Here is a 22,619-nt window from a genome sequence, read left to right on the forward strand (position 1 = left end):
CCGCCGCGAAACTTTCTCGGTCGAAAGCCCGCGCGGGCCGCGAGATTCTGAAGGGGCACGAAGCATGCCCGCAGCCGATGAAAGCCTTCAGTGCGAAATCAGGCCGCGCGCGAAAACGGAAAGGATGGACACGCCGACCGTCGTGAAGAGAACGAGCACGACGAGGATCACGATCATGCGGAGAATCATCTGCATCGCGTCGCTCCAAAAAAAATGGCCGCTTGCGCGGCCGGAAGGAGGGTGGGTCGGTCAGACTTCAGATTAAGCGCGCTTCCTTAAATCAGACTTAAGCGTGCGCGACTTCCATGCGGGCCGTCCATTCTCCTTCCTTTGGGAACGGGATGCAGCGAACTTACCGCAGCGCCTCGCTGTATCGGTCGCGCAGCGGGAAGATCGTCACGAGCGCGACCGCGCTGCCGAAGATCACGTAGTAGCAGATCGACAGCGGATCGCCCGTGGTCATCGTGAGCCATTGCACGATCGCGGGCGCGAAGCCGCCGAAGATCATCACCGCGACGTTGTAGCTCACCGAGATGCCGGTCGAACGCACGCTCGAAGGAAGCAACTCGGAGATGAACGCGGGATAGCAGCCCTGAAAGATGCCGAGATAAGTCATCAAAAGCGCCTGACACACGATCAGCATCGGCAGGCTCGGATGCGCGGTGAGCACGGCGAAGATCGGATATGCGGTGACGAGCGACAGCGTGAGCGCGGTCGCCATCAGCTTCTTGCGGCCGATACGGTCCGAGAGCCGGCCGAATATCGGACAGCAGACGAGATAGACGAGCGCGCCGATCGTCGAGCTGATGAGGCCGTCGGTGAGCGCCATGTGCAGCACGCGCGTGGCGTGCGTCGGCAGATACAGCAGGAAGATGTACGTGCCGATGGTGCCGAACACCGTCAGGCCGAAGCCAGCGAGCACGGACATCCAGTGTTTCGTGGCGGTATCGCGGATCGGGCGTGTGCTCAGTTCGTTCTTTTGCGCCTTCTCGACGAAGACCGGCGATTCATCGAGCTTCGAGCGCAGATACAGGCCGACGGGCACGATCAGAAGACCGATCACGAACGGAATGCGCCAGCCCCAGCTATTCAGATGTTCGGGACTCAGCGTGCGCGTGAGCACGGCGCCGAAAAACGAGCCGGCGAGACTCGCGGCGGCCTGCGCGACCATCTGGAAGCTGCCGAAATAACCGCGCTTGTTGGCGGGCGCGTATTCGACGAGAAACGCCGTCGCGCAGCCGACTTCGCCGCCTGCGGAGAAGCCCTGAATCAGGCGGCCGAGCAGCATCAGCAAGGGCGCGGCGATGCCGATTGCCGCATAAGTCGGCGCGAACGCGATGATCGCGATGCCGACCGCCATCAGCGAAATCGTGAGCGTGAGCGCTGATTTGCGTCCGACGCGATCCGCGACCGCGCCCAAGACGATGCCGCCGAGCGGACGCGTCAGAAAGCCGACGCCGAAAGTCGCCCAAGTCGCGAGCAGTGAAATAGTGGGATTCGTTGCGGGAAAGTACAGCTTGGCGATGATGACGGCGAAGAAGCCGTAAACCATGAAGTCGAACCATTCGAGCGCGTTGCCGATGGTCGATACGACGATCGCTCGTCGGCCCGAAAGATTCGATGCGGCGTTTTGTTCGGCCGCGTGCGCTGCAGGTAGTACGGTGCTCATCGAATGTACTCCATGAGGTTTTCTCGTTGACGACATCCGCTTCTCGGATGACTCGCTTCGAGCGGAGCGAGCCGCTGCAACACGCAAACATTACGCCGAGTTGAAATAAGAAAATATAGAATTTCTGAACTGACACACAAGCAAACCTGATCGAACGATCCGGGATAACCCTCACGCACGATGAGCAATATCCGCTTTTTGCGCACGTTTATCGCTGTCGCGCGTTACGGTTCTTTCGCCGCCGCCGCGGAAAAAGTCGCGCTCACGCAGGCCGCCGTCAGCATGCAGATGCAGTCGCTCGAAGACGATCTGAAGCGGCCGCTGTTCGATCGCGTCGGGCGCACGAACCGGCTGACGAGCATCGGCAAGCAGGTGTTGCCGCAAGCGGAGCGCATCGTCGCGCTGTACGACAGCATGCGTCTCACCGGTCTCGATGATGAAATCGCCGGATCGGTTTCCATCGGCGCGGTCGATTCGGCGATGGGCGCGCTCGCATCCGTCGTCACCGAATTGAAAGGTCAGTATCCACGGCTCGATGTGCGGCTCTTCACCGGCAAGGCGCTCGCGCTCGCGCCGCAAGTCGAGGCGGGCGAGATCGATGCGGCGGTGATCGTCGAGATGGCGGGCAAGACGCCGGCGAGCCTCAACTGGACGCCGCTCTATTCGGAACCGCTCGTCGCGATCGGTTCGCCGGGCGCCGTGGCCGCGAATGCCGCCGAGATGCTGGCGAGCCGTCCGTTTCTGCGCTTCGATCGCGCGCAGCGCACCGGCGCGCTGATCGATCGCGCGTTGAAGCACAATCGCCTCGCGGTGAACGAGTTCCTCGAACTCAATTCCCTCGAAGTGATCGTCGAGCTCGTGCGGCAGGATGCGGGCGTCTCGGTCGTGCCGTTGCTCGAATACGGCTCGTGGGCGAGCGATCCCGCATTGCGCGTGATATCGCTTGCGAAGAACACGCCGCGCCGTGTCGTCGGCATGCTGGAGCGCAAGATCCACGATCGTCACGCGGTGATGAGCATCGTGCAGGAACGCATACGGATGCGTTCGCACGGCGCGATCGAGCCGAGTGAAAGCTAAAGCTTTCCTTAAGTCACGGACAAGGAATATCAGCTTTCCCTGTGAATTGCGGCCATCGACAATGCTTCGGTCACTCAACAACGCAAGAGGAAAGCATGTCGATCATTCCCGAGATCGCGCAGTCGCGCGACGAGATTCAGGCCATTCGCCGCGATATCCACGCGCATCCCGAACTCTGCTATGAAGAAGCGCGCACGGCGGAACTCGTCGCTCGGAAGCTCGAAAGCTGGGATATCGAAGTGACGTGCGGACTCGGCAAGACGGGCGTCGTCGGCGTGTTGAGGAAAGGCGCGAGCAAACGTGCGATCGGCCTGCGCGCCGACATGGACGCGTTGCCCATTCCCGAGCTGAACACGTTCGCGCACGCATCGCGCCACGAGAACAAGATGCATGCGTGCGGTCACGACGGACACACCGCGATGCTGCTCGGCGCGGCGCAATATCTCGCGAAGCATCGCGACTTCGACGGCACCGTCGTCTTCATCTTTCAGCCTGCCGAAGAAGGCGGCGGCGGCGCGAAAGCGATGATCGAAGATGGCTTGTTCGAGCGCTTTCCGGTCGATGCCGTGTTCGCGCTGCACAACTGGCCGGGCATGCCGGCGGGCGGATTCGGTGCGCGCGTCGGCGCGACGCAGGCATCGAGCAACGAGTTCGAGATTCGTATCGAAGGCGTGGGCGCGCATGCGGCGATTCCGCACGATGGCGTCGATCCCGTGTTCACCGCGCTGCAGATCGGCACGGGCCTGCAGAGCATCGTGACGCGCAACAAGCGGCCGATCGACGCCGCCGTGCTCTCGATCACGCGCATGCAGGCAGGCCACGCGGTCAACGCGATCCCGACGACCGCGACGCTCGCGGGGACCGTTCGCACGTTTTCCGTCGACGTGCTCGATCTCATCGAGACGCGCATGAAGGAGATCGTCGCGGCGACGGCGGCCGCGTATCGCTGCAAGGCCGAAGTCAGTTTCGTACGCAACTATCCGCCGACGGTGAACACGCAAGCGGAAACGGACTTCGCACTCGGCGTGATGCGCGATGTCGCCGGCGCGGACAAAGTGAACACGAACGTCGATCCGACGATGGGCGCGGAGGACTTCTCGTACATGCTGATGGAGCGTCCCGGTTGCTATGCGTATATCGGCAATGGACTGGGCGCGCATCGCGATCACGGTCACGGAATCGGACCCTGCATGCTGCATAACAGCAGCTACGATTTCAACGACGATGTACTCACGCTAGGCTCGACGTATTGGGTGCGGCTCGTCGAGAAGTTTCTCGCACGCGTCTGAGGAGGCGACATGTTTTCATCGACGTATCGCGAAGCGCGCCAGAGATTTCTCGATACCGCCGCCGCGCGAAAACTCGCTGTCGATACGCGCGTGCTCGAAGGCTTCGATGGTCTGGAAGGCGAGACGCTCGCAACCGATGTCGTTCGCATCGGTCCCAAAGATGCAAAGCGCCTGCTCGTGCTCACGTCCGGCACGCACGGCGTCGAAGGCTTTTGCGGCTCGGGCGCGCAGATCGCGTTGATGCGCGACGAAGTATTGCCGGCGTTGATGGACAAGCTCGACGTCGCAATGCTGCTCGTTCATGCGATCAATCCGTATGGCTTTTCCTATCTGAGCCGCACGACGGAGGGCAATGTCGATCTGAATCGCAACAGCGTGAATTTCGATGCGCCGTTGCCGCAGAATCCCGGCTACGCGGAACTGCACGACTTGCTGATTCCGACGAGCTGGCCGCCCGACGAAGCGAATATCGCGGCGATTCGCGCGTATATCGGCAGGCATGGACAGTGGGCTTATCAGCAAGCGGTCACAACCGGTCAGTACACGCATGCGCAAGGCATGTTCTATGGCGGCGCGGAAACGGCGTGGAGCACGCGCACCATGCGCAATCTGCTCGCGGAATACGGCGAGACGTGCACGGCGATCGGCTGGATCGATTTTCATACGGGACTCGGGCCGAGCGGCTTCGGCGCGAAGATATGCGTCGGCGATGTCGCGCGTGCGCGGCGCTGGTGGGGCGCGGACGTGACGAGTCCGTCGGATGGTACGTCGATCGCGGCCGATGTAGCCGGTCCGTTGCTCGATACGTTGCGGCAGACGTGCGCCCATGCGGCGATCGCATCGATCGCGATCGAGTACGGAACGGTGCCGCTCACCGACATGCTCGACATGCTGCGCGCGGACGTCTGGGTGCGTCATCATCCCGATGCGCCCGACGCATTGAAAGCCGGCATTCGCCGCCAGATTCGCGCGGCCTTCTACATCGACGACGATATCTGGCGCGGCATGATCGCGGGTCAGGCGCGCGCTGCCGTGTTGCAGGCGCTATACGGGTTGTCGCGCGAAGAGGGCGCTTAATGCAGTTCGAGCCACATCGGCTGATGATCCGATGAACGGCTCGACTGATCCGCTTCGCATCCGGCGATGCGCGCCTTCAGGTCTTCGCTCACGAAGATGAAGTCGCATGCGAACGGGCCATCGGGCCACTGGTCGCGATCGTACAGGCCGACGGTGGCCGCGCGCGGCTCGTTCGGATGCGCGCAAGTCCATGCATCGACGAACGCGGGCGCATCGGCAATCGGTTCGAGCATCGCGCGATACGCCGATCCATCGAACGCGCTGTTGAAGTCGCCGCAGACGATCGCGGACGCGGGCCGCGCGGTATCGGCGAACGGGCTCGCCTGACTCTCGGCCTTCGCGGGCTGACGCTCGTGCGCGCACGCTTCGGCGTGAAGCTCGCGCAGACGCGCGACTTGCGCGAGACGTTGCTTCTCCGAATAGAACTCGAGATGCGTGCTGACGATGCGCAACGGTCCGACGTCGGTCTCGATGACGGCTTCGAGCGCGACGCGAAGCATCGACGGCTTCGCGGGATCGGCAGGCCACGGCAGCGAATGGCGCAACACCTGGCGCACCGGCAGACGGCTCACGATCGCGTTGCCGAACTGACGGCGCGCGATGCCCGCACCGACTGGCGGAAGATCGGAGCCGATTCCGTCGATGACCGTCGCGCCGGGAATCAGCGCTTCGAGCTCGGCGAACTGGTCGGCGCCGGGGCCGCCTTTGAGTCCGCCGGCCTGCTCGCTTTCGTGAAAGCCGCGCGTCACTTCCTGCAGACAGAGGACGTCGAAGTCGTGCAGGGCTTTCGCCTCGGCGACGATGCGCGCGAGATCGACGCGGCCATCCACGCCGCGTCCCCATTGGATGTTCCAGTCGACGAGTCGCATGGTGAACCTCGACGGTAGCGTCGGATATTGACGTTCGCTATTCCGGCAGCAAGGCGTGTGCTTGCCCGGCAACGGACGCCGGAACCGCCAAATTCTGAAAATAAGTATTTCTTACCGTAGGCAGCGTGGGCGGCGATACAATCGGCGCCAAAGAACCTCACGTCGTCCGAATCATGAAAGCAAGCATCCGTTTTTCGCTGGCTGCGTTCCTGCTGATATCGAGCAGCATTACGTGCCACGCTCAGGAAACTCAATCTTCGGCGACTCGTTCGCTCACGAAGGAGCAGCAGGCCGCGCTCGACAAACAGGATCAGGACATCGCGCAGGTTGCGTCGCAGATCATCGCGTTGATCGATCAAAACCGGGCGGGCGACGTGTGGGACCAAGCCTCGCCCATCGCAAAGCAGATCATTTCCCGCGACGACTTCATGAAGAAGGTCGCGCGCGACCGTTCGCCGCTCGGCGCGCCGGGACTGCGCATGCCGATGGGCGTCAAGCACTACCGTTATGACGGCACGGGCAACATGCCCGCGGGCGCGTACATCAACATTCTCTTCGACACTCAGTTCGGCCAGGCGAGTCAGTCGTCGCGAGAAATGGTGACCTTCATTCTCGACTCGGACAAGGTCTGGCGTTTCGTCGGCTATTCGGTGCGCTGAAGCCGCGTCACATGTTCGTCCACGACGAGCACCATCCTTTTCCGGCTACCAGCTTGTCGCCGAAGAGCGTGCAACCGCCCCAGGCATCGCTCGCTTTGCCCTGATACAGCGAGCAGTTCGCGCAGGTTTGATCGGCCGCGAAGTTCGGGTACTTCGCTTTGTCCACTTTCGCGGCGTTCTCCTTATAGCCGACGGCGACCGCCGCCGGATCGGATTCGCTTAAGTGCGGCGCATCGGCGCGTGCTCGCGAGAGCCATAGCGCCGTGCCCGCGCCGATGCTGACAACCATGAAGTTGCGGCGGGACGTGTTCATTGTCGTGGACCGGTTGTTCGTATGTGGGATGTCGTCGCGCGCTCTCGGGCGCTAGTCGAACGATACGCCCACGTTGGCGAATCGAACGAGCGGTCGGTTTCCTCGGTCATCGCGCCGCCAACGTCGTTCATTGCATCGCGCTAAACCTTTGCGGGCGCGTGCCGTAAATCAGCCAGAACGTAGTTGCAATCGTGTGGATCACCCCTGCGGCGCCCCGGCCGCGGATCAATTCGAAGGAGAACAACCGTGAGTGAACTCGACTGGATGATGGCCGGCGTTTATATGGCAGCGCTTGTGTGCGGCACGCTTTTCATGAGCGTCCTCGCGCGCCGCAGCTTGAACAAGGCGGAGGATCGCGGGCACTGAGCATTCCGGAAGCGTCGGTGCACGACGTCCCCGTCGCTGGCGACAGGAAGCAAAGCTCGATGCGTTGCGCTCGGCGCTCGAAGCCGGCGAGCGCTCCGGCCCCGCCAAGCCGCTGGATTTCGATGCCTTCGTCGCTCGCAAGCGCAAGTCCGCTCGGTGAGGCAGTGCGTATTCACGCCTGCCGCCGTCCAGGATCTGGACGGCATCTGAGACTACACGTTCGAGAAGTGGGGGCCGGCTCAGGCGGAGCGCTATCTGCGCATGATTCAGGACACAGTCATCGGACTCGGTAAGGGCAGACAACGCAGCCTGTCCGCAGAACACGTTCGGCCCGGTTATCGCAAGGCGCTCGTCGGAATGCACGTGCTTTTCTTCAAGGAGGCCGCGGACACGATCCAGATCGTGCGCGTTCCCCATCAGATGGATTTGCCCGCTCATCTCGGCGAAGCCGAATAGCATTGACGTCAAGAAACAAAACGCGCGCCGTGAGCCGATTCAAACATCGGCCATCCGGCGCGCGTGGACTTCACCTACAGAATTACTGGAACAGCTTGACGGCCTGCGAGAGCGTATTGGTCACGCCCCATGCGAGCGGAATCAGCACGTAGGCCCAGAACACCAGGAGCAACCCCTTGTTCGACGGATGCACTTGCTGAGTTTCGATGCGGTCATTCATCGCGGATCTCCTCGTTGATTCCTAGATTGCGGTCTGCGCCGACGTGTTCATGTGATGCTTCTCATGCACGCGCGAGACGAGCAGATTGCAGACGAAGCCGATCACCAGCAGCGCCGCCATGATATGCAGCGTCATCGTGTACGCCTCTGCGCCCACGACGCCGTGCGAAACCTGGAACGCGCGCACGTAGTTGACGAGCACCGGACCCGCGACGCCCGCCGCCGCCCACGCGGTGAGAAGCCGGCCGTGAATGCCGCCGACGAATGCCGTGCCGAACATGTCGGCGAGATACGCGGGAATCGTCGCGAAGCCGCCGCCGTACATCGAAAGGATGATGCCGTACGCCAACACGAAAAGCGCGATATTGCCGGAGCCCGCGAATTGCGGCACAAGGAAATACAGCACCGCGCCGAGCGTGAAGAACACGAAGTACGTATTCTTGCGGCCGATCCAGTCCGACGCCGACGCCCACGCGAATCGCCCGCCCATGTTGAAGAGCGACAGCAGCCCGACGAAGCCCGCCGCCGCGCCCGCCGTGATCGACGCCTTGAAGCTTTCCTGAATCATCACCGACGCCTGGCCGAGCACGCCGATGCCGGCCGTCACGTTCAGGAACAGCACGAGCCACAACAGATAGAACTGCGGCGTCTTCAGCGCCTGATCGATATGCACGTGGTTCTTCGTGATCATCTTGTTGGACGTCGCGGGCGGCGTCCAGCCAGCCGGCTTCCAGTCCGCCGGCGGGATGCGGATCGCGAGCGCGCCGATCGTCATCGAGATGAAATAGAGCACGCCGAGCACGAGGAACGTCTCGGCAACGCCCGAGCTCGTCGCGCTCTTGAAGTGGTTCATCAGCGCGACGGAGCCGGGCGCCGCGATCATCGCGCCGCCGCCGAAGCCCATGATCGCCATGCCGGTTGCCATGCCGCGACGGTCCGGAAACCAGCGTATCAGCGTCGAAACCGGCGACACATAGCCGAGCCCGAGCCCGATGCCGCCGATCACGCCATAGCCGAGATACAGCAGCCAGATCTGATGCAGATAGACGCCGAGCGCCGAGACGAGAAAGCCGCCGCCGAAGCAGCAGGCCGCGGTGAACATCGTGCGGCGCGGGCCGACTTTTTCCAGCCACTTGCCCGCGAATGCCGCCGACAAGCCCAGAAACACGATCGCGAGCGAGAAAATCCAGCCGAGCGTGGTCAGCGACCAGTCATCCGGCGCGGACTTCGTGATACCGATAACCTTCGTGAGCGGCGCATTGAACACCGAGAACGCATATGCCTGCCCGATGCACAGATGAACAGCCAGCGCGGCGGGCGGCACCATCCAGCGCGAAAATCCGGGCCGGGCGATGGTCGCCTCCTTGGAAAAGAAATTTGTCGGGCCGTGGGCGGCCCCTTGATTGATTGTGCTGTTCATTGTGGTCTCCGTGGCGCGTCATGCATGCACGTGCGCGCACATCGTTTACTTTGACGTGCCGTCCGGGGTCGCCGGACAGCAGCCCGCCGTGGTCATGCGCTCGGCGATACGGTCCGCATCGCGCGCTCGCAAGGCCATTTCGCGCCGCTCACATGCGATGGAACCACATATAGATGCGACGCTTTGCCACGGTTGGGCATGACCATAGACAACTGCGATGCCCTTTGCAATATGAACACTCGTGCCATAAGCGTTTGCCCGCAGCGTGTCTGTGGTTTGCGCCACGCTCCGCGCGCATTGCGGAGGCGATGACGTCCGTCGATGCCACTGTACCGCATCGCTACAGAGCGGGGCAGGTGTTCTGAATGTGAACAGGTCCCATCGCCCTCGTACAAACCCTGACGATGTGCCGCGAAACCGCATGACGATGCGGCTCGCGCGGGCGTCGCATCGTGCCGCGCGCGATGGCATGGAACTCGCAAACAGAAGCGACCGGCGCCGGACATCGGCAGTGCCGGCCCGTTCACGTCGACATGCGAGGAGCACATAGAAATGAATCACGCGGAGATGCAGTTCCTGAGCACCGAATATCCGTACAAGAAGCAGTACGGCAACTTCATCGGTGGCAAGTGGGTGCCGCCGGCGGGCGGTGAGTATTTCGACAACATCTCGCCGATCACCGGCGAGCCGTTCACGTCGATTCCGCGTTCGCGCGAAGCCGACATCGAAGCCGCGCTCGACGCCGCGCACGCAGCGAAGACGTCGTGGGGCAGAACCTCCGTCACCGATCGCGCGAATCTGCTGCTGAAGCTCGCCGATCGCATGGAGCAGAACCTGTCGCGTCTCGCGCTGGCCGAATCGATCGATAACGGCAAGCCGCTGCGCGAGACGATGGCCGCGGACATTCCGCTCGCGATCGATCACTTCCGCTATTTCGCGAGCGCCGCGCGTTCGCAGGAAGGCGGCATTTCGGAGATCGATCACGATACGGTCGCGTATCACTTCCACGAGCCGCTTGGCGTCGTCGGGCAAATCATTCCGTGGAATTTCCCGATCCTGATGGCCGTGTGGAAGCTCGCGCCCGCGCTCGCGGCCGGCAACTGCGTCGTGCTGAAGCCGGCCGAGCAGACGCCCGCGTCGATTCTCGTGCTGCTCGAAATCATCGAAGACATCTTGCCGCCGGGCGTGCTCAATGTCGTCAACGGCTTCGGTCTGGAAGCGGGCAAGCCGCTCGCATCGAACAAGCGCATCGCGAAGATCGCTTTCACCGGCGAGACCACGACGGGCCGACTCATCATGCAGTACGCGAGCCAGAACCTCATTCCGGTGACGCTGGAACTGGGCGGCAAGAGCCCGAACATCTTCTTCGAAGACGTGCTCAACGCCGACGACAGCTTCTTCGACAAGGCGCTCGAAGGCTTCACGATGTTCGCGCTGAATCAGGGCGAAGTGTGTACGTGCCCGTCGCGCGCGCTCGTGCAGGAATCGATTTACGAGCGCTTCATGGAACGTGCGCTCAAGCGCGTCGCGGCGATCGCGCAGGGCCATCCGCTCGATACGAAGACGATGATCGGCGCGCAGGCTTCGCAGGAGCAACTGGAGAAGATCCTGTCGTACATCGATCTCGGCAAGCAGGAAGGCGCGCAGTGCCTCTCCGGCGGCGAGCGCAACACCTTCGACGGCGAACTGAAGAACGGCTATTACGTCAAGCCGACGGTCTTCAAAGGCCACAACAAGATGCGTATCTTCCAGGAGGAAATCTTCGGGCCGGTGCTTTCGGTGACGACGTTCAAGACCGAGGAAGAAGCGCTCGAGATCGCGAACGACACGCTGTACGGTCTCGGCGCGGGCGTGTGGACGCGCGACGGCACGCGGGCGTATCGCTTCGGCCGCGCGATTCAGGCGGGACGCGTGTGGACCAACTGTTATCACGCGTATCCGGCGCACGCGGCGTTCGGCGGTTACAAGCAATCGGGCATCGGCCGTGAGAATCACAAGATGATGCTCGACCACTATCAGCAGACGAAGAACATGCTCGTCAGCTATAGCGACAAGCCGCTCGGCTTCTTCTAAAGCGTGTGAGGCCGCCGCTGCTTCCCGCGGCGGCCGATCAAACCGACGGGGACATCATGAGCGAACAGGAAGTGCAGCGCGTGACCGCGACGCCCGCCGCCATCGACTTGATCGAAAGGCTCAAGGCCGAGCATGGCGAGGTGCTGTTTCATCAATCCGGCGGATGCTGCGACGGCAGCGCGCCGATGTGCTTTCCAGTCAGCGAATTCATGGTCGGCGGCTCGGACGTGAAGCTCGGCGCGATCGGCGGCGTGCCGTTCTACATGACCGAATCGCAGTACGAGTACTGGCAGCATACGCAGCTCATCATCGATGCCGTGCCGGGCAATGGCGGCATGTTTTCGCTGGAACGCCCGAGCGGTTTGCGCTTTCTTACGCGCTCGCGTCTGTACAGCGACGAAGAGAACGCGTGGCTCGACAGGCATCCGGTCGAGCACGTGAGCTGAGCGTCATTTCCAGCGCGGCGCGCGCTTTTCGATGAAGGCTTGCGTGCCTTCGAGCGTGGCGTCGTGCATCATGTTGCAGGCCATCGTTTCCGATGCGAGCGCGTATGCCGCTTCGATGCCGGTTTCGAGTTGCCGATAGAACAAGCCCTTGCCCGCCGCGACCGCTTCGCGCGGCTTGGCGGCGATGGTCGCGGCGAGCGTGCGCACGGTATCGTCGAGTTCGCCAGGCGATGCGACGCGATTCACGAGGCCGCGTTCGCGCGCGGTGGCCGCATCGATGAACTCGCCGGTGACGAGCATTTCGAACGCGGCCTTGCGCGATACGTTGCGAGACAGCGCCACGCTCGGCGTCGCGCAAAAGAGCCCGAGATTCACGCCCGATACCGCGAAACGCGCTTCGCTCGATGCGACCGCGAGATCGCACATCGCGACGAGCTGACAACCCGCCGCCGTCGCGATGCCTTGCACGCGCGCGATAACGGGCTGCGGCATGCGCTGGATCGTCAGCATGATGCGCGAGCAGTGCGCGAAAAGCTCGCGATAGTAATCGAGCGCGGGCTCCGCACGCATCTCTTTGAGATCGTGCCCGGCGCAAAACGCGCGGCCTTCTCCTGCGAGCACGACCACGCGCGCATCTGATTCGGCGATGTCCTTCAATGCGCGTTCGAGCGCTTCGAGCATCGATTCAGATAAGGCATTGAACGCATCGGGCCGATTCAGCGTGAGCCTGACGGCACCCTTGATGTCATACGCATCGCGTTCGATCAGAACGAGTTCGCTCATTGTCGTGGTCTCCATCAGACGTCGATCGCGGTGACGGACCCCGCGCGCTTGCGCAACTCGAACTTCTGGATCTTTCCCGTCGATGTCTTCGGCAGTTCGCAGAACTCGATCGCGCGCGGCACCTTGAAGCCGGCGAGATGCTTCTTGCAATGCGCGATCAACTCATCCGCGCTCGCGTGCGCGCCGCTTTTCAATTCGACGAAAGCGCAGGGCGTCTCGCCCCAGCGCGTATCGGGCTTCGCGACGACCGCGACGGCAAGCACCGCCGGATGCCGGTACAGCACGTCCTCCACTTCGATGCTCGATATGTTCTCGCCGCCCGAGATGATGATGTCCTTGCTGCGATCCTTGATGCGTACATAGCCGTCCGGATACGCGACGGCGAGATCGCCGGTATGGAACCAGCCGCCGCGAAACGCTTCTTCGGTCGCGGCCGCGTTCTTCAGATAACCCTTCATCGCGATGTTGCCGCGGAACATGATCTCGCCGATGGTCTCGCCATCGGAAGGCACGAGTTCCATCGATATCGGATCGCGCACCGTGACCGCATCCTGCAAGTGATAGCGCACGCCTTGCCGCGCATTCAATCGCGCGCGCTCGCCGATATCGAGCGCGCTCCATTCGGCCTGCTGCGGGCAGACCGTGGCCGGGCCATAAACTTCCGTGAGCCCGTACACATGCGTCAGTTCGAAGCCCATGCGCTCCATGCCTTCGATCATCGCGGCGGGCGGCGCGGCGCCCGCGACCATCGCATGGACTTTCTGATCGAAGCCGGTCTTCATGTCGTCGGGCGCGTTGACGAGCAGGTTCTGCACGATCGGCGCGCCGCAATAATGCGTGACGCGCTCGCTGCGAATCAGATCGAAGATGGTCTTCGCATCGACGCGGCGCAGGCACACGTTCACGCCCGCGCGCGCGGCGACGGTCCACGGAAAGCACCAGCCGTTGCAATGGAACATGGGCAGCGTCCACAAGTACACGGCATGCTTCGGCATGTCCCATTCGAGGATATTGCTCACCGCATTCGTATACGCGCCGCGATGGTGATACACGACGCCCTTCGGATTGCCTGTCGTGCCCGACGTGTAATTCAGACAGATTGCGTTCCACTCGTCGGATGGCGGCGACCATTCGTATGCGGGATCGCCGCTCGCGAGCAGCGCTTCGTATTCGATTTCGCCGATGCGCTCGCCCGCGCCCGCGTACTGCGGATCGTCGACATCGATGACCAGCACGTCCTGCGGCACGTCTTTCAGCGCGCGGCGCGTCACGTCCGAGAACTCGCGATCGACGAGCACCGCCTTCGCTTCGCCGTGCGTGAGCATGAACGCGAGCGTGGCGGCGTCGAGCCGCGTGTTGAGCGTGTTGAGCACGGCGCCCGTCATCGGCACGCCGAAGTGCGCTTCGACCATTTCGGGCGTGTTCGGCAGCATCGCGGCGACGGTATCGCCGAGGCCGATGCCGCGTGCCGCCAGCGCCGATGCGAGCCGCCGCGTGCGCGCGTAGGTGTCGGCCCAGTTGCGCCGGACATCGCCGTGCACGATAGCGGGAAGCGTCGGATATACGGACGCCGCGCGCTCGATGAACATGAGTGGCGTCAGCGCCGCGTAGTTGGCGGCAGTTTTGGGAAGGCCATCGTCGTACATGCTGGCGGTCATGATTATCTCCTCGGGCGCGAATCCATCGGATGGCGTCAGTGTCGCTCACGTTTCTTAGAAGATCGTTATCACGCGCGCAACTTACGTTAGCCTGACGCTCCGACTCATGGTTTGCCCTGATCAGCCGAGATCGTCGAGCTTGACTTCGAAGCCCCGCTTCACGCCCGGGCGCGCGAAAAGCGCCTCGTACCAGCGCTTGACGTTAGGGTAATCATCGAGCGAAACCTGATGACGTTCATGCCGCCACGCCCAGCCGAGAATCGCGAAATCCGCGACGGACATATCGCCCGCGACGCATTCCACTTGCGCGAGGCGCTTGTCGAGCACGCCGTACAGGCGGCGCGTTTCGTCGGAATAGCGCTTCAAACCATAACGCCGGTCGCTTTCCGCTTCGACCATGCGGAAGTGATGCACCTGTCCCGGCATCGGGCCGAAGCCGCCCATCTGCCACATCAGCCATTCGAGCACGGGCACGCGATCGCGCAAATTCGCGGGCAGAAACTTGCCCGTCTTCTCGCCGAGATAGAGCAGGATCGCGCCGGACTCGAACACGCTGATCGGCTGGCCGTCGGGTCCGTCCGGATCGACGATCGCCGGAATGCGATTGTTCGGGCTGATGCGCAGAAACTCAGGCGTATGCTGCTCGCCCTTCGTGATGTTCACCGTTTTCACGGTGTACGGCAGTTGCATTTCCTCCAGCGCGACGCTGATCTTGCGTCCGTTGGGCGTGTTCCAGGTATGCAGTTCGATGGTCATGGCAGTCCGTCCCGTTCAGGTCAATGCAGGCGAGACGTGACGCGCGAAGCCCGGACGCTGCGTGATGCCCACATACCAGCGTTCGAGTTCGGGAAGCGCGGGGCGAACCAGCTCCGCGATGCCGAACCAGCGGCGCGCATACGCGGCGACGACGAGATCGGCGAGCGTGAACGTGTTGCCTTCGAGATAGTCGCGGCCCTTCAGATGCGCATCGATAACGCGCCAGAGCTTTTCCACCTCGCTCGCGGCGGCGGCGAGTTGCTGCGCATCGCGATCCGCGGCGCTCGTGCGGATATAGCCCCAGAAAACCGGACGTTCGGCGGGCTGCAGGGTCGAAAGCGTCCAGTCGAGCCAGCGGTCCGCGCTCGCGCGCACTTTCGGCTCGGCGGGATAGAGCGTGCTGGCACCGCCGTATTGCATCGCGAGATAGCGAATGACCGAGTTCGACTCCCACAGCACGAAGTCGCCGTCGACGAGCGTGGGCACGCGGCCCATCGGGTTCATCGCGAGATAGTCGGGCTCGTTGTTGCGCCCGAATTGCAGGCCCGCGTCGATGCGCTCGTACGCGAGCCCCAGTTCATCGCAGCACCACAGCACTTTCTGCACATTGACCGAGTTGGCCCGGCCCCAGATCGTCAGCATTCGATGTCTTCCTCCGTACTTGTCGAAGGATCCATCTTAGCTGTGTTTCGCGTTTTGCCTCAGTCGATGTGCGCCGCGAAACCGGTCTTTCCGGCTGCGAGTTCGTCGCGCAGCGTGAGCTGAGGAATCGCGTAGTCGCCGTGATTCTGCTTGCGGAATGCAATGGGCGCATCGTCCCAGAGACGGTCGAGACGCCGGCCGAGGGCATCGTATGTGGCTTGCAGGCGCGCTTCATCCATGCGATGCGTTTCATAGAGAACGAACGGCGGCAGCACATCGAAGCCTGGATAAAAAAGCATCCCGTGCTGGATGTGAAAGAGAATATCGTCGATGGGTCCATTGATGCCGCGCGGACTGTAATGCGATTCCCAACCGCCCGTCGTGACGACGATCATCGCGCGCTTGCCCGCCATCAGACCTTCGCCGTAGCGGTCGCCCCAATGCGTGTCCGAATGCTCGCCGACGCCGTAGCCGAAGCCGTACGCATAGACGCGCTCGACCCAGCCCTTCATGATCGCGGGCATCGAGAACCACCACATCGGAAATTGCAGGATCAGCGCGTCGGCCCAGCGCAGCTTGTCCTGCTCCAGCTCGATGTCGCGGCTTTGCAGGCCGTTTTCGAACGCGTGCTTCGAATCGAGGCTCGCGTGAAACGGCGTATCGGCCTTGCGGTCGCGCACGTCGTTCGCATCGAGCGGCGCCTTCCAGTTCATTGCATACAGGTCGGAGACTTGCACGCTATGGCCGTTCGCGCGCAAACGCTCTACGGTGAAATCATTGATGGCGCCGTTCAGCGAGCGGCGTTCCGGATGGGCATACACGATCAGCACATTCATGAGGCTTTCTCCACTTCGTTTCTGGAATGGAGACCAGCTTAAGAGCCTCTCGGGTATATTGGAAATGAATATCTGAAATTGCAGGAATTGCCATGACTAATACCTTGAGAAGGCTCGATCTGAACTTGCTTCTCACGCTCGACGTTTTGCTTGCCGAACAGAACGTCACGCGTGCAGCCGAGCGCCTTCATTTTTCGCAACCTTCCGTGAGCGTGCATCTGTCGAAGCTGCGCGACATCTTCGGCGATCCTCTGCTGTTGCCCGGCCCGCGTGGCATGCGCCCGACAGCGCGAGCGGAAAGTCTGCGCGAGCCGTTGCGCGAAGCGCTGGCATCGCTCGAACGCGCGGTGTCGCCGGAAGCCGCGTTCGATCCCGCCATCGCCGACAACACATGGCGCATCGCCGCCACTGACTACAGCGAATCGACCGTGCTGCTGCCTGCGTTGAGCGGCTTGCGCGCCGCCGCGCCGCACACGCGGATCGCCGTGCTGGAGATGTTGCCGCCGCGTCTTGCGAAGCAGGCGGAGAACGGCGAGATCGATCTCGCGTTTCACATCACATCGCCCGAGATGGCCAATTTTCATCAGCAAGCGCTCTTCACGGAAAGCTATGTGCTCGTGGGACGCAAGGATCATCCGCGATTGAAGCGGCGTCCGACGCTCGCGCAGTTCTGCGCACTGGAGCATGTGATCGTGTCGCCCGATGGCGGCGGATTCTTCGGCCCGACGGATGACACGCTCGCAACGTTCGGCATGAAGCGGCACGTCGCGCTGTCGGTGCCGCACTTCCTCTTCGTGCGCTCCGTGCTCGCGACGACCGATCTGGTTTCGATGCAACCGGCGAGGCTCGCGAAGCGCTGGCCGGAGTTGCGCATCGTCGCGCCGCCCGTCGACGTGCCCGGCTACGAGATGTCGATGTACTGGCATGAACGCGTGCATCGCGATCCTGCGCATCGATGGCTGCGTGAGTTCATCGCGCAAGCTGTTTGAAAGAATGACGCTGCATTGATGATCTTTTCGCATGATCGTCTTTATCGTTATTACTGATTCAGTGCTCGAAAGGCGAGTGCTACTGTTTGTCGGCAAATCCTTAATTGCTGCATGTGTCATGTGTCTGGCTGGCGTCGCTCCATGATCGAATACACAGAGGAGACTGATGATGTCAAAGCGCAAGACGTGGCGGGGAATGAGTACCGTCATTGCAACGGGTACGGCGATGGCGGCCTTGAGTCTCACGGTCACGGCGCACGCGGCAGGGGAGCCGATCAGGATCGGCGTCATCAGCGAAGAGTCCGCGGTGGCGGGCGCTTCGATCAGCAAGGCCGCGCAACTCGCAGCGGAGGAGATCAACGCGAAGGGCGGTGTCGATGGCCGGCAAATCCAGATCATCGCGTATGACGATCACTCGTCGGCATCGGACGGCGTGCGTGCCTTTCAGCGCGCCGCGAGTCAGGACAAGGTGGTCGCGATCATCGGCAGCTACATCAGCGAAGTCGCGCTCGCGATGGAGCCATGGTCCGCGCGCCTGAAGATGCCTTTCATCACGCCGGGCGCGGCGAGCAACGAAATCTCGAAGCGCGTGCATGACGACTACGATCACTACAAGTACACCTTCCACGGCTGGATGACGTCTGCGTTCATCGCGCAATCGATCTGCGATTTCTCGCATGACGTGCTTGTCGGCGAGTTCAAGATGAAGACGACCGTCGTGATGAGCGAGGACGCCGCGTGGACCAAGCCGCTCGACGAGCGCTACCTCGAGTGCCTGCCGAAAGCGGGCCTCAAGGTGCTGGATCACATCCGCTTCAATCCGGACACGTCGGACTTCACGCCGATCTTCAACCAGATCGAAGCGAAGCATCCGGACACGATCACGACGGGCATCAGCCATGTCGGCGTGCAGCCGACCGTCCAGTGGCACGATCAGCAAGTGCCGATTCCGATGTCGGGCCAAAGCTCGCAAGCTACGACCACGAGCTTCTGGAAGGACACCAACGGCGCGACCGAAGGTGTGATCACCGCATCGGCGGCGGCGCCGGGCGTCGCGTTGACGCCGAAGACCGTGCCCTTCGTCGAGTCGTATCAGAAGCACTTTGCCGGCGTATCGCCCGCGTATGACGGCTTCACGAGCTATGACCTCGTGTACATCATCGCGGATGCGATTCATCGCAATCAAGGCTCGACCGATCCCGACAAGATGGTCGATGCGCTCGAAAAGACCGACTATGTCGGCACCATCGGACGCTGGCAGTTCTACGGCAAGAACGATCAGTTCACGCACGCGTTGAAGTACGGCGAAGGCTATATCACCGGCATCAACCTGCAATGGCAGAACGGCAAGCAAGTGGCGATATGGCCGAAGTCGGTGGCGAACGCAAAGGTCAAGTTTCCGGCCTTCGTGAAGGTGCAGGCAGCCGCGAACTAAGCGCGTTTGCGTCGTCGCGACGCGCGTGCGCTGCCGATAGCGCGCGCCTTGCGGCGCATGTTGCGGGGACCGGTTCCACGTTGGCATCGACATGGAAGACATAAAGGGCCGCTATGTTGCCACTGCAAATACTCATCGATGGCTTCGCGATCAGCTCGCTCTACGCGCTCGGCGCGATCGGCTTCACGCTGATATTCGGCGTATCCGGCGTGCTCAATCTCGCGCATGGCGGCGTGATGCTGGTATCCGCGCTGCTCGGCTGGGCGCTCGCGGGCGAAGCCGGATTGGGCACCTATCTCGGCACGCCGCTCGGCGTGGTCTGCGGGATGATTGCCGCATACGTCACCTATTTCATGGTGGTGCGGCCCATTCAACGCTCGACTGCGATCCCGCGTGAAGAGAAAGAGATCTTCGTGCTCACGGGCACGCTGCTCTGGGGCATCATGATCCAGCAGGGCATGGCGTATCTCTTCTCCGATAACCCCATCACGATGCGTCCGCTGATTCCCGGCGTCGCGAGCGTCGCGGGCGTGCGCGTGCCCTATAACGAGATCATGATCGCGGTCGTGTGCTGGGTCGTGATCGGATTGCTGTGGCTCTTCGTGAATCGCACGAAGGCGGGCAAGGCGCTGCTCGCGGCGTCGATGAATCCGCGCGGTCTCACGCTGCTCGGCTTCGAGCTGTCGAATATCTATCTGCTTGCGTGGACCATCTACGGTGTGCTCGCGGGCATCGCGGGCGTGCTGCTCGCATCGTTCCTTGGCGTGAGCACGAACAACACCGGACAGCTCACGGCGAGCGCGTTTTCCATCGTCGTGCTCGGCGGCCTGGGCAGCGTGTCGGGCTCGTTGATGGCCGCGTATGTCGTGGGTTATCTGGAGACCGTCACGGCGTACCTCATCTCGCCGACGCTGCGGCCATTGCCCGCGCTGCTGCTGCTCGTGCTCGTCGTATATGTGCGGCCGCAAGGCTTTCTCGGACGGCGCTCATCATGAAAGACATCGTTCGTTCGCGCTTGATCTGGGCTGCGGTCCTGCTCGCGATCGTCGGCGCGACGCTGCCGTGGTGGCTCACCGGGTATATCCTCGGCGTGCTGACGGTCGCGTATTACTTCGGCGTCTTCGCGATGTCGTGGGACTTGCTCTTCGGCTTCGCGGGCGAAGTGAATTTCGGACCGACGTTCCTGATCGGGCTCGGAGCGTATTCCGCCGCGATACTGAACGCGCACGCCGCCGCGCCGATACCGGTATGCGTGATGGCCGGCGGCCTCGTCGCGCTCGTCGGCGGCCTGCTGCTCGCCGTGCCCGCATTGCGATTGCGCGGACCGTACTTCGGTCTCGTCACGCTCGTCGCGGTGTTGCTGCTGCAGAACGCGATCGTGATCTTCGCGGGCGTCACCGGCGGCGAGATCGGCATGATGGTGCCCGACGTGATGTCCGTCGATGCGAGCCACAACTACTGGATCGCGCTCGCGTTCCTCATCGTCTGCGCGATCATTCTGTTCGGCTTGTCGCGCTCGGCCATCGGTCTCATTCTGCAGGCGAGCGGGCAGGATACCGTCGGCGCGCAGGCGCTCGGCTTCAACGTCGTGAAGCACAAGCTCGCGGCGTTCTGCATCAGCGCGGTGTTCTCAGGCGTCGCGGGCGCGATGCTCGTGTTCTATCAGGGCACGGCGTCGGTGAGCACGGTGGTCGATATCGGCATCGGCGTGCAGATCATCATCGCGGCTGTGCTCGGCGGCCGGCGCACGATACTCGGCGCGGTGCTCGGCTCGATCTTTCTCATCGTCGCGGGCGAATTCCTGCGTCCGCTCGGGCAGATCAATACGTTCGTGGTCGCGGCTGTCGCGCTCGCGGTCATCCTGTTCTTTCCCGATGGATTGCTCGGCAACATCCTGCGTGTGAGGGAGCGCGAATGAGCGATACACCTTTGCTTTCGGTGCGCGGCCTCACGAAGCGCTTCGGCGGTCTCGTCGCGGTGAAGGACATCGGCTTCGATATCGAGCCCGGCGAGATACTCGGCCTCATCGGTCCGAACGGTTCCGGCAAGTCGACGGTGATGAAGCTCATCATGGGCATCGAGCGGCCCAACGCGGGATCGATCAAGGTCGATGGCGTCGAGATGGCCGGATGGCTGCCGCATCGAATCGCGCGCGCGGGCGTGGGCATCGTGTTCCAGCATTCGCGGCCGCTGCATCGGCAGACAGTGCTCGAACACATCAAGCTCGCGCTATTGCCCGATTCGCTCGTGAAGCTCGCCGCCGATCCGCATGTGAATCGCCGCGCACGCGAGATCGCGGAGCGCGTCGGACTCGGCAAGGTGATGCATCGTCATCCGGCGACGCTGCCCTTCGCCGATCTGCGTCGCATGGAGATGGCGAAGGCGATCGCACGCGATCCGCGTGTCGTGCTCGTCGACGAGCCTTTCGCGGGTCTCACCGCTGCCGAATCGGAAGCGTTCTCCGAACTGATTCGCGGCTTTCGCGCGGAAGGGCGCGCGGTGCTGCTCGTCGATCACAACGTGAAGAGTCTCGCGGCGCTCGCGGATCGCGTGCTTGCGATGTATCTCGGCGAGTACGTCGCGGAAGGCACCGCCGAAGAAGTGATGCAGAACGAGACCGTGCGGCGCGTCTATCTCGGCGGCAAGATCGAGGCACGCGAGCGTGGCGCGGAAGTCGTGAGCAACAAGCCGTCGATTCTTCAGGTCGAGAGCGTCGGCGTGTTGTACGGCAAGGCGCGCGCGCTCGATAGCGTGGACATGCATGTGCGCGAAGGCGAATTCGTATCGGTCGTCGGATTGAACGGCGCGGGCAAGACGACGCTCTTCAATGCGATTTCCGGACTCGTGGCGTATCACGGAACCATTCGCTACGGCTCGCGCGATTTGAAAGGCATGAGCGGCGCGGCGATCGCGCGTGGCGGCATCGTGCAGTGCCCGGAGACGCGCGAGCTGTTCGGCGACATGACCGTGCGCGAGAATCTCGATCTCGGCGGCTATCATCTTTCCGACAAGATGCGCGCCGATCAGCTCAAGTGGCTCTTCGAACTCTTTCCGATACTCGAATCGCGTCAGGCGCAGACCGCGCGCACGTTATCGGGCGGCGAGCAGCAGATGCTCGCGATCGCGCGCGCGCTGATGATGCAGCCGAAGCTCCTCATCCTCGATGAGCCGACGCTCGGCCTCGCGCCGGTGATTCTCGAGCAACTGTCGAAGGCGATGGAACGGCTGCAGAAGACCACGCCGATCACCGTGCTGCTGGGCGAGCAGAACGTGACGTTCGCGTTGCCCCATGCGGACCGCGTGTATGTGCTCGAACATGCGCGCATCGTGTGGGAGGGCAGTCCGTCGCGCTTCGAGAAGGAGATGGGACGAGGCTTTCTCGAAGCGGTGCCGTCGGAGGCAGCGCAAATTGCGCAGGCGAAAGTTTGAAGCGTAGCGCGCGCAACTAAACACGCGCGCCTTGTTGCCTAAAACGCCACACGTATTGCACCGAATGGGCATCGCGTCATTTGATGTGTTAAAAAACCGCGAGCTTTCGATGCGTCGCGCCAAGCTGCTTTAGCCAAGACAGTTATCTGAAAGGCGAC

General features: G+C 62.5%; 21 protein-coding genes and 2 pseudogenes. 13 read left to right on the top strand and 10 right to left on the bottom strand.

The features are described 5' to 3' along the window. Positions 1-352 precede the first annotated feature (352 nt). Positions 353-1,669, bottom strand: a complete 1,317-nt coding sequence (locus LDZ23_RS25605; RefSeq protein WP_008347670.1) for an MFS transporter — start codon at positions 1,667-1,669, stop codon at positions 353-355. Between the two features lie 180 nt (positions 1,670-1,849). Here LDZ23_RS25605 and LDZ23_RS25610 point away from each other — a divergent pair, with 180 nt between their 5' ends. The 3 genes from LDZ23_RS25610 (at position 1,850) to LDZ23_RS25620 (ending at position 5,112) form a co-directional block, all read left to right on the top strand. Then, on the top strand, positions 1,850-2,746 hold the full coding sequence (locus LDZ23_RS25610) for a LysR substrate-binding domain-containing protein (RefSeq protein ID WP_008347672.1): 897 nt from the start codon (positions 1,850-1,852) through the stop codon (positions 2,744-2,746). A 95-nt stretch (positions 2,747-2,841) separates the two neighbouring features. Continuing rightward, entirely contained in the window at positions 2,842-4,035 is a 1,194-nt protein-coding gene (locus LDZ23_RS25615) for a M20 aminoacylase family protein (RefSeq protein WP_008347674.1), read from the top strand. 9 nt (positions 4,036-4,044) lie between these two features. Next, positions 4,045-5,112 (top strand): M14 family metallopeptidase, encoded by a 1,068-nt coding sequence (locus LDZ23_RS25620; RefSeq protein ID WP_008347675.1) that lies wholly within the window; start codon positions 4,045-4,047, stop codon positions 5,110-5,112. Here LDZ23_RS25620 and LDZ23_RS25625 read toward each other — a convergent pair. Continuing rightward, on the bottom strand, positions 5,109-5,981 hold the full coding sequence (locus LDZ23_RS25625) for an endonuclease/exonuclease/phosphatase family protein (protein WP_008347677.1): 873 nt from the start codon (positions 5,979-5,981) through the stop codon (positions 5,109-5,111). The genes LDZ23_RS25620 and LDZ23_RS25625 overlap by 4 nt on opposite strands. Before the next feature lie 173 nt (positions 5,982-6,154). Between LDZ23_RS25625 and LDZ23_RS25630 the strand changes: the two genes are divergently transcribed. Continuing rightward, positions 6,155-6,640: a DUF4019 domain-containing protein gene (locus LDZ23_RS25630; RefSeq protein ID WP_008347679.1), complete on the top strand. Its 486-nt coding sequence runs from the start codon at positions 6,155-6,157 to the stop codon at positions 6,638-6,640. A 7-nt stretch (positions 6,641-6,647) separates the two neighbouring features. Here LDZ23_RS25630 and LDZ23_RS25635 read toward each other — a convergent pair whose 3' ends face one another. Further along, positions 6,648-6,953, bottom strand: a complete 306-nt coding sequence (locus LDZ23_RS25635) for a high-potential iron-sulfur protein (RefSeq protein WP_034471001.1) — start codon at positions 6,951-6,953, stop codon at positions 6,648-6,650. A 409-nt stretch (positions 6,954-7,362) separates the two neighbouring features. On the opposite strand from LDZ23_RS25635, the pseudogene LDZ23_RS25640 reads away from it, so the two are divergent. Beyond that, positions 7,363-7,479: pseudogene (locus LDZ23_RS25640) on the top strand (type II toxin-antitoxin system ParD family antitoxin); the annotation flags it as partial. Between the two features lie 62 nt (positions 7,480-7,541). Further along, positions 7,542-7,775, top strand: a pseudogene (locus LDZ23_RS25645) (type II toxin-antitoxin system RelE/ParE family toxin); the annotation flags it as partial. A gap of 82 nt (positions 7,776-7,857) precedes the next feature. On the opposite strand, the gene LDZ23_RS25650 reads toward LDZ23_RS25645, so the two are convergent. Together LDZ23_RS25650 and LDZ23_RS25655 are read right to left on the bottom strand one after the other, a co-directional pair. Further along, positions 7,858-7,995: an MFS transporter small subunit gene (locus LDZ23_RS25650; RefSeq protein ID WP_008347687.1), complete on the bottom strand. Its 138-nt coding sequence runs from the start codon at positions 7,993-7,995 to the stop codon at positions 7,858-7,860. A gap of 21 nt (positions 7,996-8,016) precedes the next feature. Beyond that, positions 8,017-9,414, bottom strand: a complete 1,398-nt coding sequence (locus LDZ23_RS25655; RefSeq protein WP_008347689.1) for an L-lactate MFS transporter — start codon at positions 9,412-9,414, stop codon at positions 8,017-8,019. Between the two features lie 552 nt (positions 9,415-9,966). On the opposite strand from LDZ23_RS25655, the gene adh reads away from it, so the two are divergent. Further along, complete coding sequence (gene adh, locus LDZ23_RS25660; RefSeq protein WP_008347691.1) at positions 9,967-11,487, top strand: aldehyde dehydrogenase; 1,521 nt, start codon at positions 9,967-9,969, stop codon at positions 11,485-11,487. Between the two features lie 56 nt (positions 11,488-11,543). Continuing rightward, positions 11,544-11,933: a DUF779 domain-containing protein gene (locus LDZ23_RS25665; RefSeq protein ID WP_033536247.1), complete on the top strand. Its 390-nt coding sequence runs from the start codon at positions 11,544-11,546 to the stop codon at positions 11,931-11,933. Between the two features lie 3 nt (positions 11,934-11,936). On the opposite strand, the gene LDZ23_RS25670 is transcribed toward LDZ23_RS25665, so the two are convergent. The 5 genes from LDZ23_RS25670 to LDZ23_RS25690 all read right to left on the bottom strand — a co-directional run bounded on the left by LDZ23_RS25670 (position 11,937) and on the right by LDZ23_RS25690 (position 16,608). Beyond that, on the bottom strand, positions 11,937-12,716 hold the full coding sequence (locus tag LDZ23_RS25670) for an enoyl-CoA hydratase (protein WP_008347695.1): 780 nt from the start codon (positions 12,714-12,716) through the stop codon (positions 11,937-11,939). 14 nt (positions 12,717-12,730) lie between these two features. After that, on the bottom strand, positions 12,731-14,374 hold the full coding sequence (locus LDZ23_RS25675; RefSeq protein WP_008347698.1) for an acyl-CoA synthetase: 1,644 nt from the start codon (positions 14,372-14,374) through the stop codon (positions 12,731-12,733). Between the two features lie 120 nt (positions 14,375-14,494). Continuing rightward, positions 14,495-15,130: a glutathione S-transferase family protein gene (locus LDZ23_RS25680; RefSeq protein WP_008347700.1), complete on the bottom strand. Its 636-nt coding sequence runs from the start codon at positions 15,128-15,130 to the stop codon at positions 14,495-14,497. A gap of 15 nt (positions 15,131-15,145) precedes the next feature. Continuing rightward, a complete protein-coding gene (locus LDZ23_RS25685) occupies positions 15,146-15,772 on the bottom strand; it encodes a glutathione S-transferase family protein (protein ID WP_008347701.1) in 627 nt (208 codons plus the stop codon). A gap of 59 nt (positions 15,773-15,831) precedes the next feature. Then, positions 15,832-16,608, bottom strand: a complete 777-nt coding sequence (locus tag LDZ23_RS25690; protein WP_008347703.1) for an NAD(P)H-dependent oxidoreductase — start codon at positions 16,606-16,608, stop codon at positions 15,832-15,834. 92 nt (positions 16,609-16,700) lie between these two features. Between LDZ23_RS25690 and LDZ23_RS25695 the strand changes: the two genes are divergently transcribed. The 5 genes from LDZ23_RS25695 to LDZ23_RS25715 all read left to right on the top strand — a co-directional run bounded on the left by LDZ23_RS25695 (position 16,701) and on the right by LDZ23_RS25715 (position 22,461). Beyond that, complete coding sequence (locus tag LDZ23_RS25695; protein WP_008347704.1) at positions 16,701-17,597, top strand: LysR family transcriptional regulator; 897 nt, start codon at positions 16,701-16,703, stop codon at positions 17,595-17,597. A 196-nt stretch (positions 17,598-17,793) separates the two neighbouring features. Next, a complete protein-coding gene (locus LDZ23_RS25700; RefSeq protein ID WP_404989959.1) occupies positions 17,794-19,032 on the top strand; it encodes an ABC transporter substrate-binding protein in 1,239 nt (412 codons plus the stop codon). A gap of 113 nt (positions 19,033-19,145) precedes the next feature. Next, positions 19,146-20,027, top strand: a complete 882-nt coding sequence (locus LDZ23_RS25705) for a branched-chain amino acid ABC transporter permease (protein WP_244808260.1) — start codon at positions 19,146-19,148, stop codon at positions 20,025-20,027. Beyond that, positions 20,024-20,950 carry a branched-chain amino acid ABC transporter permease gene (locus LDZ23_RS25710; protein ID WP_008347710.1) on the top strand — a complete coding sequence of 309 codons (927 nt, stop codon included), beginning with the start codon at positions 20,024-20,026 and terminating at the stop codon, positions 20,948-20,950. Before LDZ23_RS25705 ends, LDZ23_RS25710 begins: the two co-directional genes overlap by 4 nt. Next, positions 20,947-22,461 carry an ATP-binding cassette domain-containing protein gene (locus LDZ23_RS25715; RefSeq protein ID WP_034470999.1) on the top strand — a complete coding sequence of 505 codons (1,515 nt, stop codon included), beginning with the start codon at positions 20,947-20,949 and terminating at the stop codon, positions 22,459-22,461. The genes LDZ23_RS25710 and LDZ23_RS25715 overlap by 4 nt, the downstream gene beginning before the upstream one ends. Positions 22,462-22,619 lie beyond the last annotated feature (158 nt).

It is taken from the genome of Caballeronia zhejiangensis (genome assembly GCF_022879815.1).
Lineage (GTDB): Bacteria > Pseudomonadota > Gammaproteobacteria > Burkholderiales > Burkholderiaceae > Caballeronia > Caballeronia zhejiangensis.

Bases quoted from the DNA above. Each gene is read 5' to 3' on its own strand.
- LDZ23_RS25605 (WP_008347670.1), bottom strand. From the start codon at position 1,669: ATGAGCACCGTACTACCTGCAGCGCACGCGGCCGAACAAAACGCCGCA.
- LDZ23_RS25610 (WP_008347672.1), top strand. From the start codon at position 1,850: ATGAGCAATATCCGCTTTTTGCGCACGTTTATCGCTGTCGCGCGTTAC.
- LDZ23_RS25615 (WP_008347674.1), top strand. From the start codon at position 2,842: ATGTCGATCATTCCCGAGATCGCGCAGTCGCGCGACGAGATTCAGGCC.
- LDZ23_RS25620 (WP_008347675.1), top strand. From the start codon at position 4,045: ATGTTTTCATCGACGTATCGCGAAGCGCGCCAGAGATTTCTCGATACC.
- LDZ23_RS25625 (WP_008347677.1), bottom strand. From the start codon at position 5,981: ATGCGACTCGTCGACTGGAACATCCAATGGGGACGCGGCGTGGATGGC.
- LDZ23_RS25630 (WP_008347679.1), top strand. From the start codon at position 6,155: ATGAAAGCAAGCATCCGTTTTTCGCTGGCTGCGTTCCTGCTGATATCG.
- LDZ23_RS25635 (WP_034471001.1), bottom strand. From the start codon at position 6,953: ATGAACACGTCCCGCCGCAACTTCATGGTTGTCAGCATCGGCGCGGGC.
- LDZ23_RS25650 (WP_008347687.1), bottom strand. From the start codon at position 7,995: ATGAATGACCGCATCGAAACTCAGCAAGTGCATCCGTCGAACAAGGGG.
- LDZ23_RS25655 (WP_008347689.1), bottom strand. From the start codon at position 9,414: ATGAACAGCACAATCAATCAAGGGGCCGCCCACGGCCCGACAAATTTC.
- adh (WP_008347691.1), top strand. From the start codon at position 9,967: ATGAATCACGCGGAGATGCAGTTCCTGAGCACCGAATATCCGTACAAG.
- LDZ23_RS25665 (WP_033536247.1), top strand. From the start codon at position 11,544: ATGAGCGAACAGGAAGTGCAGCGCGTGACCGCGACGCCCGCCGCCATC.
- LDZ23_RS25670 (WP_008347695.1), bottom strand. From the start codon at position 12,716: ATGAGCGAACTCGTTCTGATCGAACGCGATGCGTATGACATCAAGGGT.
- LDZ23_RS25675 (WP_008347698.1), bottom strand. From the start codon at position 14,374: ATGACCGCCAGCATGTACGACGATGGCCTTCCCAAAACTGCCGCCAAC.
- LDZ23_RS25680 (WP_008347700.1), bottom strand. From the start codon at position 15,130: ATGACCATCGAACTGCATACCTGGAACACGCCCAACGGACGCAAGATC.
- LDZ23_RS25685 (WP_008347701.1), bottom strand. From the start codon at position 15,772: ATGCTGACGATCTGGGGCCGGGCCAACTCGGTCAATGTGCAGAAAGTG.
- LDZ23_RS25690 (WP_008347703.1), bottom strand. From the start codon at position 16,608: ATGAATGTGCTGATCGTGTATGCCCATCCGGAACGCCGCTCGCTGAAC.
- LDZ23_RS25695 (WP_008347704.1), top strand. From the start codon at position 16,701: ATGACTAATACCTTGAGAAGGCTCGATCTGAACTTGCTTCTCACGCTC.
- LDZ23_RS25700 (WP_404989959.1), top strand. From the start codon at position 17,794: ATGAGTACCGTCATTGCAACGGGTACGGCGATGGCGGCCTTGAGTCTC.
- LDZ23_RS25705 (WP_244808260.1), top strand. From the start codon at position 19,146: ATGTTGCCACTGCAAATACTCATCGATGGCTTCGCGATCAGCTCGCTC.
- LDZ23_RS25710 (WP_008347710.1), top strand. From the start codon at position 20,024: ATGAAAGACATCGTTCGTTCGCGCTTGATCTGGGCTGCGGTCCTGCTC.
- LDZ23_RS25715 (WP_034470999.1), top strand. From the start codon at position 20,947: ATGAGCGATACACCTTTGCTTTCGGTGCGCGGCCTCACGAAGCGCTTC.